This window comes from Leptotrichia sp. OH3620_COT-345, from assembly GCF_003932895.1.
GTDB lineage: Bacteria > Fusobacteriota > Fusobacteriia > Fusobacteriales > Leptotrichiaceae > Pseudoleptotrichia.
Genome location: NZ_RQYW01000010.1, coordinates 73,859 through 87,430, shown reverse-complemented (window position 1 = coordinate 87,430; position 13,572 = coordinate 73,859). Strand labels below are relative to the sequence as shown.

General features: G+C 27.2%; 13 protein-coding genes and 5 tRNA genes. 16 read left to right on the top strand and 2 right to left on the bottom strand.

Annotated features, from left to right (window positions below; translation table 11 throughout):
- The first annotated feature begins 171 nt into the window (after window positions 1-171).
- The 5 genes from EII29_RS07480 to EII29_RS07460 all read left to right on the top strand — a co-directional run bounded on the left by EII29_RS07480 (window position 172) and on the right by EII29_RS07460 (window position 3,174).
- A tRNA-Arg gene (locus tag EII29_RS07480) sits at window positions 172-248 on the top strand.
- Between the two features lie 78 nt (window positions 249-326).
- Window positions 327-1,001 (top strand): DNA repair protein RadC, encoded by a 675-nt coding sequence (gene radC / locus EII29_RS07475; protein WP_125236907.1) that lies wholly within the window; start codon window positions 327-329, stop codon window positions 999-1,001.
- Window positions 998-1,510 carry a PSP1 domain-containing protein gene (gene ricT / locus EII29_RS07470; protein WP_125236906.1) on the top strand — a complete coding sequence of 171 codons (513 nt, stop codon included), beginning with the start codon at window positions 998-1,000 and terminating at the stop codon, window positions 1,508-1,510. The genes radC and ricT overlap by 4 nt, the downstream gene beginning before the upstream one ends.
- Window positions 1,473-2,411, top strand: a complete 939-nt coding sequence (locus tag EII29_RS07465) for a regulatory iron-sulfur-containing complex subunit RicT (protein ID WP_125236905.1) — start codon at window positions 1,473-1,475, stop codon at window positions 2,409-2,411. The genes ricT and EII29_RS07465 overlap by 38 nt, the downstream gene beginning before the upstream one ends.
- Window positions 2,412-2,415: 4 nt before the next feature.
- A complete protein-coding gene (locus EII29_RS07460; protein ID WP_125236904.1) occupies window positions 2,416-3,174 on the top strand; it encodes a tRNA1(Val) (adenine(37)-N6)-methyltransferase in 759 nt (252 codons plus the stop codon).
- A 334-nt stretch (window positions 3,175-3,508) separates the two neighbouring features.
- On the opposite strand, the gene EII29_RS07455 is transcribed toward EII29_RS07460, so the two are convergent.
- Window positions 3,509-3,982, bottom strand: a complete 474-nt coding sequence (locus EII29_RS07455) for a thioredoxin family protein (RefSeq protein WP_125236903.1) — start codon at window positions 3,980-3,982, stop codon at window positions 3,509-3,511.
- A gap of 173 nt (window positions 3,983-4,155) precedes the next feature.
- On the opposite strand from EII29_RS07455, the gene EII29_RS07450 reads away from it, so the two are divergent.
- The 3 genes from EII29_RS07450 to EII29_RS07440 are packed head-to-tail and all read left to right on the top strand — an operon-like array spanning window position 4,156 to window position 6,191.
- Window positions 4,156-4,959, top strand: a complete 804-nt coding sequence (locus EII29_RS07450; RefSeq protein WP_125236902.1) for an HAD family hydrolase — start codon at window positions 4,156-4,158, stop codon at window positions 4,957-4,959.
- 29 nt (window positions 4,960-4,988) lie between these two features.
- Window positions 4,989-5,351, top strand: coding sequence for a response regulator (locus tag EII29_RS07445; RefSeq protein ID WP_125236901.1), 363 nt, complete (start codon window positions 4,989-4,991; stop codon window positions 5,349-5,351).
- A gap of 24 nt (window positions 5,352-5,375) precedes the next feature.
- Window positions 5,376-6,191 (top strand): HAD family hydrolase, encoded by an 816-nt coding sequence (locus EII29_RS07440; RefSeq protein ID WP_125236900.1) that lies wholly within the window; start codon window positions 5,376-5,378, stop codon window positions 6,189-6,191.
- 472 nt (window positions 6,192-6,663) lie between these two features.
- Here EII29_RS07440 and sppA read toward each other — a convergent pair whose 3' ends face one another.
- Entirely contained in the window at window positions 6,664-8,454 is a 1,791-nt protein-coding gene (gene sppA / locus EII29_RS07435; RefSeq protein ID WP_125236899.1) for a signal peptide peptidase SppA, read from the bottom strand.
- A gap of 621 nt (window positions 8,455-9,075) precedes the next feature.
- Here sppA and EII29_RS07430 point away from each other — a divergent pair.
- From EII29_RS07430 to EII29_RS07395, 8 genes are all read left to right on the top strand, one after another.
- A tRNA-Glu gene (locus EII29_RS07430) sits at window positions 9,076-9,150 on the top strand.
- 33 nt (window positions 9,151-9,183) lie between these two features.
- Window positions 9,184-9,260, top strand: a tRNA-Asp gene (locus tag EII29_RS07425).
- Between the two features lie 51 nt (window positions 9,261-9,311).
- Window positions 9,312-9,387, top strand: a tRNA-Thr gene (locus EII29_RS07420).
- Window positions 9,388-9,403: 16 nt separating this feature from the next.
- Window positions 9,404-9,488, top strand: a tRNA-Tyr gene (locus EII29_RS07415).
- 84 nt (window positions 9,489-9,572) lie between these two features.
- On the top strand, window positions 9,573-9,932 hold the full coding sequence (locus tag EII29_RS07410; protein ID WP_125236898.1) for a YbaB/EbfC family nucleoid-associated protein: 360 nt from the start codon (window positions 9,573-9,575) through the stop codon (window positions 9,930-9,932).
- A 129-nt stretch (window positions 9,933-10,061) separates the two neighbouring features.
- A complete protein-coding gene (locus EII29_RS07405) occupies window positions 10,062-10,997 on the top strand; it encodes an AAA family ATPase (RefSeq protein WP_125236897.1) in 936 nt (311 codons plus the stop codon).
- Window positions 10,998-11,146: 149 nt separating this feature from the next.
- Complete coding sequence (locus EII29_RS07400; RefSeq protein WP_125236896.1) at window positions 11,147-11,671, top strand: hypothetical protein; 525 nt, start codon at window positions 11,147-11,149, stop codon at window positions 11,669-11,671.
- Window positions 11,672-11,686: 15 nt separating this feature from the next.
- The gene (locus EII29_RS07395) at window positions 11,687-13,291 is read left to right on the top strand and encodes a VWA domain-containing protein (protein ID WP_125236895.1); all 1,605 of its coding nucleotides are present in this window, start codon (window positions 11,687-11,689) and stop codon (window positions 13,289-13,291) included.
- Window positions 13,292-13,572 lie beyond the last annotated feature (281 nt).

Sequence of the window (13,572 nt, the reverse complement as noted above, 5' to 3'; positions counted from 1 at the left end):
TTAGAATTATTTTAATGCAACATTACTTTACTGTTTTTTTTATACATTTATTTTTTCTTATATTATTTCATATCTTGTTTTAAAATTTTAATTGGGTTATTTAAATTATTTTACTTTGTTTTTTATTTTATTTGTCTTTTTTTGAAAAATGTGATAAAATTATCAAAAGTTGCATCCGTAGCTCAACTGGATAGAGCGTCTGACTTCGGATCAGAAGGTTTGGGGTTCGATTCCTCACGGGTGCGCCATTTATTTATAAATATTAATAATAAAACGGATTTTAACTGATTTTATTTTGAAGGGGACTGTATTAAATTGGGGGAAATATGAATAAATATGAGGGACATCGGGAAAGATTGAGGAAAAGATTTTTGATGTCAGGAATTTCAGGATTTCATGATTATGAAATATTGGAACTTCTATTAACTTATGTAATTATTCGAAAAGACTGTAAAAAAATTTCTAAAGATTTACTTAATAAGTATGGTGATTTATATTCTTTATTAAAACAGCCTGAAGAGGAATTAAAAAAGAATAATTATATAAGCGAAAGAACAGCAGTTTTTTTTAAAGTATTATTTTCGATATTTGAAGATCAGCTTTATAAAAAGATATACAATAAGAAGATTACTATTTCAAGTAACAGACAACTTTTGGATTATCTAGAATTTTCTCTTTTAAAAAGAGATATAGAAATTTTTAAAGTATTATTTTTGAATACACAAAATGAACTGTTGAAAGAAGAAGAATTATTTCATGGCACTTTGGATAGGAGTACAATATATATCAGAGAGTTGGTTAAGAAAGTTTTTGAATATAATGCAAAGTCAATAATTCTTGTACATAATCATCCTTCAGGATCATTAAGGCCTTCTCAATCAGATATTATATTAACAAAAAAAATTAAAGAAACATTTGAAAATATTGAAATTAGATTATTGGATCATATAATAATAAGTGAACAGGGACATTTCAGTTTCTTAGAAGGTGGAATATTATGAAAATATTAAATATAAAATTCAGAAAAACAAAAAAGGTTTATCCTTTTCTTATCGGAAAATTTGAAGATTATGAAAAAGGCGATCATGTAATTGTTGATACTATAAGGGGTGAACAGATAGGGATTGTATTGGGTATGACAGATAAATTTGATAAAAATGAAGAAGAAAAAGATGATTTGAAAATAAGAGAAGTAAAAAGGAAACTTACTGAAAAAGAAGTTGAGAAATTAAAAGAACTTGATGAAAAGGCTAATGAAGCTTATTTTAAATGTAAAAAGATAGTCAAAAGTATTTTGCCCGAAATGAATTTAGTTATAGGTGAATATACTTTTGATGAAAATAAACTTATTTTTTATTTTACTGCTGAAAACAGACTTGATTTTAGGGAACTTGTAAAGGAGGTAAATAGAGTATTTAAAAAAAGAGTGGAGTTTTATCAGATAAAACAAAATGATGAAGGGAGAATTTTAAGTGCATTTGGAAAATATGGAAAGGAGATATACTGGTAGGGGTACGGAATTAAATACCGGTATGGCGGATAACAGAATAAGAAATGAGGAAGCCATAGATGTATATTTAGACACTTTTCAAAAGCGTTATTTCTTTCTTAATAATCCTAATTTTAATGTGAAGATAAATGAAAAAGTGCTGGTTGAAACACAAATGGGTTTAGCTATAGGAAAAGTCGTAGCTATAAAATCGGATTACAAACACAGTAGTGATGAACCTTTAAAAAAAATAATAAGAAAAGCAACAGAGCGTGATTTAGAAAAAAATAAGGAATTAAAAGAAGATGCTGTAAAAGCGGGTTTTATTTTTAGAAATAAAGTAAAAAAATACAACTTAAATTTTAAACTTGTAGCAACAGAATACACTTTTGATAAAAAGAAACTTATTTTTTATTTTGCCTCTGAAGACAGAGTAGATTTCAGAAGTTTTGTAAAAGAACTTGCAGCTATATTTAAAGTCAGGATTGAACTGAGACAGATCGGTGTAAGAGATTATGCTAAAATGGTAGGAGATTGTGGAACATGTGGAAAACCTTTATGTTGTAAATCTTTTATAAATAAATTTGATTCAGTTTCTATTAAAATGGCAAGAGATCAGGGAGTTGTAGTCACTCCATCAAAAATTTCAGGAGTGTGCGGACGCTTAAAGTGCTGTATGGGATTTGAAAATGAACAGTATATGGAAGTCAAGGAAAATTACCCTGTAGTGGGGCAGATAGTAATAACCAAACATGGGAAAGGCAATGTTATAAGTATGAATATGTTGGGGGATTTTGTATTTATAAACATAGAAGGAAAAGGAGTACTGAAATTTTGTCTTTCAGAAATAGAATTTAATAAAAAAGAAAAAGTTGAAATTGAAGAAAGACAAAATGGTTGTGAATTTATAGAGGAAAATTAAAATTATGAAATATGAAAAAGAGAATAAAAATAATAATATTATAGGTGAGAATACTAATTTTTTAAAAAAGGAAAATTTAAAAAGTCATACCGAAAGACTTAAAAGTGTTGATAAAGTTGTAATTATCAGAGAGACCGGTTTGAAAATAACCGAGGATGCATTACTATTGGCAAAATTTATAAAAAATATATTTATGGGAAAGTCCGGTAATGTGAACTGGACTTTTATTAAAAACAAGACAATTCTTGAAATAGGAGCCGGTCAGGGAATAATTTCCATATTACTTTCAGAAATACAGAATATTTCAAAAATTTATGCTGTAGAAGTTCAGAAAAAGATTTATGAATATTTAGTCGATAATATAAAAAAAAATTGTTTAGAAGACAAAATTTTGACTTTAAATGAGGACATTAAAAATATTAATGGAAAATACGATTATATTTTTTCAAATCCTCCATACAAAAAAATAAATTCAGGAAAATTACCTGAAGATGAAAGTATAAAAATAAGTAAATATGAAGTTGGTTTGACATTGGAAGAACTATTTTTTAATATAAAGCGTCTTCTTAAAAATTATGGAGAATTTTTCGTTGTTGTTCCAAATTACAGATTAAATGACAGTTTTTCATATATTTATAAAAACGGATTAAAAATATTAAATTTAGAAATAAATGAATATAAAAAAGTAAAACTAGTAATCATTCACGGAAAAAAAGGAGGAGAAGTAAATTCGGGAATAGAAATTACATATGAAAAAAGATAGATTGAAAATTTTCATAGGAATAAAAAATATTTTTAAAATTATAATTTATTATTCATTTTTTCTTTATTTCGTAAAAAATATTTAATTTATATGTTTTCACATCTTTCTGAAAAGAACAATTTTTGTGAAATATAGATATATTTTTTAATTCGTAAAGTAGCTTTGAATTTTGGTGTCAGAAAATAATATGTCAAAGTAGACTTATAATAAAAAAATGTTGTGAAAAAAGCAAAAATATGAAAATGGATAAGGAGGAAATAAAGAGATAATCTTTTATGTTAAAAGAGGCTGTTTTTAATTAAAATAGTCTAATTTTTTTACAGCCTCTGTAAAATTAAAGTGAAGTCAGATAATCTGAAAGTTCTTTTTCAATTTCTCTGTTATATTTTCCTGTTCTGAAATTATATTTAATTTCCTCATAAGAGTCAGGATCTTTTTTCATTTCTTTTTGTATGAAATTAGGAAATTCTAGCAAAAATACTGTCATTTTTCCATCTTTTTCAGAAACAAGAGTAGGGATTCGAACAGTATCTGTCAGTTTTTTCAATAAATCCTCATTATTTTCTTTAAGAAGATAGTCGACTTTTATATTGTTATTTATCTCTGAAAACTTTTTCATAAAAGGAACTATAGCACGACAGTCAGGGCAATATACTTGAGCAAAACACAGTATTTTTATTTCCTTGTTTATTGATTTTACAGCTTTTTCAGTTTCTTCTGAAAAAGTTATTTTATCCATAATTTTTAACTGTTTCTGTGAATATTCCTCCTTATCGGAAAAATTTAAATAGTCCTGAAATGTACCCATTTTATCACCTCTAAATAATTTTATTACAATCATTATAAACTAAAAATTGAAAAAAATAAAGAGAATTTTATTATTATTAACGGCAAATTTTTTATTAGAAAAGCTGTTGCGGAGTTTCAATTATCTATTTATTTTTCAATGAAAATATGGTAAAATGAACCTCAGGAGGAAAAATGTATAAAGCGGTAATAAGTGATTTAGATGGAACATTGCTGAATGAAAATCATCTTTTAAATGATTTTACTATAGAAACGGTAAGAAAAATAACGGAAAAAGGAATAAAATTTTACATTGCAACAGGAAGAAGTTATTTCGGAGCGAAAGAAATTATGGAAAAAATAAATCTTAAAATTCCTCTTATTACTTCAAATGGTGCAAGAATAATGAATAATGAAGGAAAAGAAATTTACATAAACAATATTGATAAAAAATATTTGGAAAAAATTTATGAAGTGGAATATAAAAAAATAGATAAAGATATTATAATGAACGGTTATTCGGGAAGTAACTGGTATATAGTTGAAGATGTACTGGATTATTATATAAAGCAGCGTCCTGACAGGCTTCATCTCCCTAAAATAATAAATGAAAATGAGTTTTATAATAAAGATTATACTAAAATATTTTTTTTAGGAGAGCATGACAAACTTCTGAAATTGGAAAAAATTATTAAAAAAGTGACTGCTGAAGAAGTAAATGTGGTTTTTGTTTCTGAGCGGAGCTTGGAAATTTTTGCTAAAAACTCGAATAAAGCAACTGCTGCAAAGTATTTACTCCAAAAAGACGGAATAAAGTTAAGTGAAGCAGTAGCTTTCGGTGACGGATATAATGACTATGAACTTTTAAAGGAAGCGGGAAAAGGATATCTTATGGGGAATTCTTTATATAGATTAATAGAAGGTTTACCTAAACATGAAATTATAGAAAGTAATGTCGATGACGGAGTGGCAAAAAAATTGAGAGAATTATTTTTATAAAAGATATTCTTCAGAAAAGGAGATAAAATATGAAAAAAACAGCATTAGTAGTAGATGATGCTTCATATATAAGAGAAGACATAAAAGATATACTTAATGATCAGGGATATGAGGTATATGAAGCGAGAGACGGATTGGAAGGCTTTGAAATGTATAAGAAGATAAATCCTACAATTGTAACTATGGATATTAATATGCCTAAAGTACACGGACTAAAAGCAACTCAACTAATTACAGATTATGATTCTGAAGCAAAAGTAATGCTGTGCAGTACGATGATAACTTTTCAGAATTATATAAAAATGGGGAAAGAAGCCGGAGCAAAGGCATTTTTATCAAAACCTTTTACAGATGAAGAATTTATGAATGAACTGTCAAAGTTATTTTTATAGAAAAAATTATAGATGGGAGTTTTTATGTATAAAGCTGTAGTGACGGATTTAGATGGAACATTACTTAATAAAGAGCATGAGTTATCAGAATTTACAAAAAAAACAGTTAGGAAAGTAGTAGAAAAAGGAATAAAATTTTATATTGCCACAGGAAGAAATTATAAATTGGCAAAAATAGTTAAAGATGAATTAGGAATAAATATACCTTTAATTTCATCAAACGGTGCAAGAATAAATGATGAAAATGGAGTTGTCATATATGAAGACGGATTAAGCCAAAAAGAAGTAGACAGTATTTTGAGTATTGATTATAAATCTTTTGATAAAGATATTCACTTAAATATTTTTTCAGGAGATGACTGGATAATAACAGAGGGGACTTTACAACAAGTATATAAAAGGGATGGAGACAGTTTGCCTATACAGCCTGTAGAAGTTCCTGAAAATCAATTGGGGAATAGAAAAATTTTAAAATTTTTCTTTATCGGAGAGCATAAACATTTGGTCAAGCTGGAAAAAGAAATTCTAAAAAAGACTGATAATAATGTAAGTGTGGCATTTGTAGATTACGGTTGCATGGAAATATTTTCAAAGACGGCTAACAAAGCAAACGCTGCAAAATATTTATTAGAAAGAGATGGAATAGATATAAAAGATACTGTCAGTTTTGGGGACGGAGAAAATGATTATGAACTTTTAACAGTTATGGGTAAAGGTCATGCTATGGGAAATGCCATAGACAGATTAAAAAATCTTCTTCCGAAAAATTTTGAGATAATCGGAAAAAATACTGAAGACGGAGAAGCACATAAATTGATGGAATTATTTTTAATGAAATAGAGAATTTAGGAAATTTTAGTATGGTATAAAATAAAGAAAATATAAGGAGTGGGAAGTAATAAAACAAACACTCTTTTTATTTTATATTGAATTTTGAATTAAAAATAGTTCAATGATTTTTTATGACTTTTGTAAACATCTTTTTATAAAAATTCATTGTGTTTTCATATTTTCTTATTATTTGTCTTAAAATTTTAATTTAAAAATATTTATTATACTTGAAGTAGAAAATTACCGTTTGAATATTGAAAGAATTATTAAATTTTTCAAAGAATGAAAAATATTTAAGTACAAAATAATTTATATCCGATTTAATGAAAGTATATTAAATCAGAAATTTTATAAATTACTATTTTTCATTTTTTTAATACACTATATTATAGTTAAATAGTTATTTTTTATTCATAAAGCGATCCAAGAAACAGGTATAAAAAATGTGAGGACAGTAAAGCACCATTCTCACAGAGAAAAATTAATAAATATTCATTTTATAAGGTAAATAATACATAGGTTTGTTTTGATTATTTTCAATTAATTTATAGTCATCAAGAATTTTTGAACTTCCAGGAATTTTTGCTTCTATCTGAGAAGTCAAATTGAATTTCTCGAAAATAAATGAAGAAAGTAATCTCAACGTTTCTTTGAAATCTTTCTTAGCATAAATATTTTTTACATTATAATTTTCCAATTTTAAATCTTTTGCAAGAAGTTTCACTGTTTCATCAAGGGTAGCAATTCCGTCTATAAGATTAATTTCTCTCGCTTCATCTCCAAGCCATATTTTTCCCTGAGCATATTCTTCAAGAGTAGATTCGGATATTTTTCTATTTTCTGTAACTCTCGACTTGAATTCTTTATAAGTCGTATTCATTGACTCTATTATTTTGTTACGTGATTCTCCTGATAAAGGAACAAAAGGATCAAAAGTATCAGAGTATTTTCCTTTGGAAATTGAATTTGAAGTAATTCCGTATTTATTTTGAGCGTTATGAAATTTAGGAAGCATTGATACAACTCCTATAGAACCTGTTATTGTGGATTTGTTTCCAAATACTTTGTTTCCCGTCATTGATATGTAATATCCTCCTGAAGCGGCGACTTCAGACATTGATACATATACAGGAACTTCGAGTTTTGAAAACATTTGGTATATTATTTCTGATGCCAAAGCCGACCCTCCGGGAGAGTTTACCCTGAGGACTACACCTTTCAGATTTTTTACATTTGAAAGTTCTTTTAATTTTTTAGCCATATTGTCAGGAGAGATATAAATTGCTCCATCTGATTCCTGATTATAAACAATCGGTCCTTCGGCATATATTACTGCAATAGTTTGTTTATTTTCATCTTCGGATTCCATTCTTTTACTGTTATCAGTATAATAGTCATAAATGTCTATAATATTTTCATCATTTATGCCAAGTCTTTGAAGAAATTCACCGAAATTTTCCAGCTTATCAACTAAATTTTTATCCCTTGCAGTGAAAGGAGTCAGATTTACTGTATTTCCGTTTAATATATCGTTATTAAGGATATTTTTGTCAATATTACGAGTTTTTGAAATTGTTTCAAGGAAATTATTGTATCTGTTTTCCAGAATACGTGTGATTTCACTTTTCAATTCAGGAGAAATCAAATTGGATGTATAATTTTCTCCATAAGATTTGAAATCTCCTATACGGACTACTTCCATATTTACACCAAGTTTATCAAATAATTTTTTATAATATAATTCTGAATAATGATATCCTGTTAAAGAAACATCAGCTGAAGCCGAAGGAATCATTATAATTTCACTTGCCACTGAAGCTATGGGGAAATTATAGTTTTCAATATATGCACCGAAAGCATAGATTTTTTTATTATTGGATTTTATTTCATTCAATTTTTTTATTATTTCTTCAGATTTTGTTGAAGAAAGATTTACTTGATCCAAGTTTATAATAATCCCTTTTATATTATCGTTATTTTTTATATCTTCAAGGCTGCTCAATATATCTGCATAAGAAATATTATACTTTGCAGTTTCTCCGAAAAAAGAGGTGTCCAGTTTGTCTTCAGATATATTTGAAACATTAAACATTACATAGCTGTAATTTTTAGGAACATCTTCTTCCAATTTTACTTTTGATGCAAAAAATGAAATAAGAGAAACACTTAAAAGAAAAAATACTAAAAACAGCAAAGACAGTTTAAGAAAAAAAGAATATATTTCCTTAATTGTAAATATAAAAAACTTTTTTATAAAATCAAAAAATTTCATTGAGTACCTCCTGTATTTTTGTTTTTAAATTATACCATTTTAAGTATTAAATATCAATGTAAGAAAAATTACTTTATAATATCGGGAGTAAAGGTAAATGAATAAAAATGTTCAAGAAGTGTATTAGTAAAATTAAAAAAACTTTCTTTAAAAATAAAATTTAGAAAAATTTGAATATATAAATTATTTTTTACTAATACATTTTATTACACAGTTTATGAAGTTTATAATATATAAAATTGTTCGGTTTCTTAAATCATAGATATAACATAAAACAGGTTTTTAACTATATTAAAGAATTAATTGAAGAACTGGATTATAGTAGACTATAATATAACACACACAAGTTCAAATTAGAAAACAGTAAAATAAGTAAACTTTTGAAAAATTATTCCGTATAACAAAATAGGGATTAATTATAAATAGAAAATATTTTAAAAACAGTATGGATTTCAAACTTAATTATAAAATTTTGCAACAGTTTTACAAAAAGTTGAGAAAAAAAACAAAAAAATTTAAAAAAGGTATTGACTTAATTTTTTATTTATGATAATATCTTTTTTGTCCGTGAGAGGAGTTAAATAAAAAATTATAAATCTCTCATAACTATTATTAAAGTGTGCGCCCTTCGTCTAGTGGTTAGGACATCGGGTTTTCATCCCGGCAACAGGAGTTCGATCCTCCTAGGGCGTACCAAGTAATTAAAAAACTTGTGACCACCATTTTTATGGAGGTGTAGCTCAGTTGGTTAGAGTGCTTGCCTGTCACGCAAGATGTCGCGAGTTCGAGTCTCGTCACTTCCGCCATTTTAATTAAATATTTCATCTTAAAATATATGATGGAAGAAGGTATATTGTGCCGCTTTAGCTCATCTGGTAGAGCAGCTGACTTGTAATCAGCAGGTGGTTGGTTCGAGTCCGACAAGCGGCACCACTTTTTTAAAAATTGTGGTGAGGTACCCGAGTGGCCAAAGGGAGCAGACTGTAAATCTGCCGGCTCAGCCTTCGAAGGTTCGAATCCTTCTCTCACCACCATTTTTTTTTAATAACTGTAAATTTTATATAATATAGACATAATTTTTTTAAGTATATGAATTTCATATAGGAGGCAATAATAACATGGTTAGAAAGTTAAAAGGAGCTAACAGCGGAAAATCAGGAAGTCAACAGGATATAATAAAACAGGCTCAAGTTATGCAGCAGGAAATGCTGAAAATACAGGAAGGTTTAAAAGATAAGTTTGTAGAAACTTCTGTTGCAGGCGGAGGAATAACTATAAAAGCAAATGGTCAGAAAAAAATAGTTGATTTATCAGTTTCTCTTGATGTATTAAAAGATGCTGTTGAAGAAGGAGATGCTTCTATTGTTTCAGATTTAATAATTAATGCTGTAAATGAAATACTTGAAAAAGCTGAAGAAATGGCTGAAAAGGAAATGGAAGTAATAACTGGAGGAGTAAGTATACCGGGATTATTTTAAAATAGAATAGACAAAGTATATGAACGATTTATAAAACTAAATTTTAAATTATATTTAAAACCGGATTTTTCCGGTTTTTTCTATCTTTATATGTTGTTTTTTGATAGTGTCTGAAAAGGAGAGAATGATTTGATAGTTGGAAATATTGAATTAAAAAGAAAAATAGAAGAATTGTTAAAACTTTTGAATAAGGGTCTCATCGGTAAGGAAAAAGTTATAAAACTTACTCTGCTGGGTGTGTTTGCAAAGGAAAATATAATTCTGATAGGACCTCCGGGAACAGCAAAAAGTGAAATTTCAAGAAGAATAACGAAAATTTTTAGTGAAGAAAGTTATTTTGAATATTTACTTACAAAATTTACTACTCCTGAAGAAATATTCGGTCCTCTTTCTATAAAAAAGTTACAGGAAGATATATTTGAAAGAAATGCTCAGGGATATATGCCGACAAGTAAAATAGTCTTTTTAGACGAGATTTTTAAAGCAAATTCTTCTATTTTAAATACTTTGCTTGCAATGATTAATGAAAAGATATTCCATAATGGAGGAAAAAGACAGGAGATACCTTTAATTTCAGTTATAGGAGCTTCAAATGAACTGCCTTTTGAAAATGAAGAACTTGCAGCACTGTATGACAGATTTCTTTTGAGGAGAATAGTAAACTACGTAAGCGATGATGATGTTGAAGAACTAATGGATATTGAAAGTGGAAATATTTTAATCCCTGAACATTTGAAAATAACTTCTCAGGATTTAGATAAAATCGAAAAAGAATATATAAATATAAAATTATCTGAAAATGTGAAAAAAACATTAATTCGGATAAGAAGCGAATACAACAGAATTTTTAGTGAAAACAGGTATGAGACAATATCCGACAGAAAATTTGTAAAAATGATAAAATTGTTAAAAATATCAGCGTATATTAACGGAAGAAAGAAAGTGGATTTTTCAGATGTAATGTTATTAACAGATTGTTTGTGGAATAATCCTGAAAACTATGAAACTGTAACAAAAGTCGTATTAGATATTGTCAAAAGAAATATAGCAAAAGAAACTGACTGAAAATATTTAATCTGAAAAATATTTTTTTAGGTATAACAAATTAATTTTGAAACTGTAAAATATAAAAAAGTGTCACCTTGTTAAAAAACAGTTTGGAATTGAATAAATTTCAATATGAAAGAGATCCATAAGGAAAGGAAGAAGATAAGTTGAATGTATATGAAATAAAGGGAAGGACTGAAGAAGAAATAAATTTGGAAATATTAAATATGTTAAATGAAGAAAAAGAACTGAATTTGTTTGAAATGACGAGAGAATGTGAAAAAGAAGAAAGAAAACAGTTTCTGAATTATATTTTTAAAACACTTATTAATATGGAAGATAGCTATATTGAAAGAAATATAGATGACTTTTACAGGGATAGAAAATTAAAAATAATTTATATGGATAAATTATATATTCAGTCTAATATAATAATACTGTTCAACACAAAAAATGACGGTTTGTTTTTTGATAATGAATTCTGGGCATATTCTAATAAAGGAACAAATAAGAAAGTTTTGAATATAAGAACAGTACAAAAAATTATAAGAAAAATGTCAGAAGTAATACTTAACGAAAAAAACAGGAGAAAAGAAATCGAAGACTTTTTGAAAAATAACAGAATAGCTGGCGAAGAAAAAATCTCAAATGAACTCCTTTTAAAGCAGATACAGGAAAATATATGGTTATAAAGGAAAGGATAAAAAATGTTTAAAATAAGGACTTCATTAAACACACACCTTGCAAAACCTTTAAAATATTATATAAATACTGTTTACAGAAAAAAGACAGTACCTGAAAGAGGAAGTATAATATACAGTGATTTCGGAATTTCAGGAATATATGTCGGAGATAACAGGATAATATGTATTCCTGAAAATGATATATTGAAAAATACAGGGGAAGTGAAGTGTATAACGACAGAAGAGTTTATAAAAAATTCTGACTTTCCTGAAAGTATATATATTTCTTCTAATGAAAAAGGTGCTGTTGGAAATTCTGAAATTGCTGAAAAAGCTGAAAAATATATCGGAGAAAAAAATCTTTTCGGATTAGTATTTAAAAACAGTCATGGATTTACAAAAAAATGCCTTGATTTTTCAGAAAAAGATTTTTTTGATGAATACAAAGATATAGAAGAAGGGTACAAATCTGAAACAGGACTTTTAAAACAGAAGGTCAAAAATAAAACAGGAGCCGTAAAATGGCTTCTATGGGAAAATGATAGAAATAACTACATTAATGAAAATGTCGGAACAGAAAAAGGTTTTAACATATCAGAAATGGAAAAAACAATGGAAAGTTATAATGAAGTTCCTTTAAATGAAGAAATAATCCTACATATGAAAAGAGAATTCAGTGAGATAGGAGATTTTATCACAGAAGTAAATGATGAAAAAATACCGGTTCATATGATGAAAATATTGTTCAGGATAAGAGAAGTTCTGGAACAAATAATACTTGGATATGAACAAAATGAAAATACTTTGAAAGGATTCGGAGGAGATATTTCTTACAGAGAATTAAAGGAAATGGGAAATGATTTCAAGGATATTGTCGAGGAAATGCTTAGAAACAGGAATATTCAGGATATAATAAAAAAACTCGGAAGAGGAAAAAAAGGAATTGTTGAAAAAAAAGATAGGAAAATTCCTAAAATAAATAGGGATGAAATTTTTGGAATACAGAAAGGATCGAATTTATCGAGGATTTTACCTTCAGAGCTTATTAACCTTGAAGATAATCAGTTGAAGTATCTGTTTTATTCAAAATATCTGGAAAACAGCCTTTTAACCTATGAAATAAAAGGTAAGGAAGAAGAGGAGAAAAAAGAAGAAGAAAAGAAAATAAACAGTAAAGGTCCTATTGTTACATGTATTGATACATCAGGAAGTATGAAAGGAGAACCGATTTTAAAAGCGAAAGCATTAATAATGGCAATATCAAAAATTTTAAAAAGAGAAAATAGGGAACTTTATATATTGCTGTTCGGGTCAAAAGGTCAGCTTCAGGAGCTTTCAGTGGAAAACGATAATGAGGTTTCAAAAATTGTGAAATTTTTAAAAAAAAGTTATGAAGGGGGAACAGACTTTGAAACACCTCTTAAAAAAGCACTGGAAATAATAAGCAAAAAAGAAAATTACAACAAAGCGGATATACTAATGATTACTGATGGAGTTTGTAAAATATCTCATACTTTCAAAAAAAAACTAAAAGAAGAAAAAAATCGTTTGTCTTTGAAAATTTATACAGTAATATGTGGAGGAGACAGGGTTGAAAAAGATTTTAGTGATGTAGTGGTAGTGATTTGAAAACTATTTTTTCCGCGAAGACTGATTAAAGTTCTTACATACCCACTATTGACTGTAAAATTTTAATACTCTTAAAAATATTCGTTATGCTTGAGAAATAATAATTTTTAATGTTCAGACATTCATTTTCCTGATTGGAATAGTTTTATTTTATCGGAAAAATTTTGAATGTCGAGGAATTTTAAATAAAATATAAGTATATTAAATTAATAATAAAATTATACTTTTTGTAAACTAAAAAATTAAATCAATGAGAGGAAAATATGGAGAAAAAAAATATA

What these genes read in the sequence shown, in the direction of transcription:
- radC (WP_125236907.1), top strand. Translation starts at nt 327, where the DNA reads ATGAATAAATATGAGGGACATCGGGAAAGATTGAGGAAAAGATTTTTG.
- ricT (WP_125236906.1), top strand. Translation starts at nt 998, where the DNA reads ATGAAAATATTAAATATAAAATTCAGAAAAACAAAAAAGGTTTATCCT.
- EII29_RS07460 (WP_125236904.1), top strand. Translation starts at nt 2,416, where the DNA reads ATGAAATATGAAAAAGAGAATAAAAATAATAATATTATAGGTGAGAAT.
- EII29_RS07455 (WP_125236903.1), bottom strand. Translation starts at nt 3,982, where the DNA reads ATGGGTACATTTCAGGACTATTTAAATTTTTCCGATAAGGAGGAATAT.
- EII29_RS07450 (WP_125236902.1), top strand. Translation starts at nt 4,156, where the DNA reads ATGTATAAAGCGGTAATAAGTGATTTAGATGGAACATTGCTGAATGAA.
- EII29_RS07445 (WP_125236901.1), top strand. Translation starts at nt 4,989, where the DNA reads ATGAAAAAAACAGCATTAGTAGTAGATGATGCTTCATATATAAGAGAA.
- EII29_RS07440 (WP_125236900.1), top strand. Translation starts at nt 5,376, where the DNA reads ATGTATAAAGCTGTAGTGACGGATTTAGATGGAACATTACTTAATAAA.
- sppA (WP_125236899.1), bottom strand. Translation starts at nt 8,454, where the DNA reads ATGAAATTTTTTGATTTTATAAAAAAGTTTTTTATATTTACAATTAAG.
- EII29_RS07410 (WP_125236898.1), top strand. Translation starts at nt 9,573, where the DNA reads ATGGTTAGAAAGTTAAAAGGAGCTAACAGCGGAAAATCAGGAAGTCAA.
- EII29_RS07395 (WP_125236895.1), top strand. Translation starts at nt 11,687, where the DNA reads ATGTTTAAAATAAGGACTTCATTAAACACACACCTTGCAAAACCTTTA.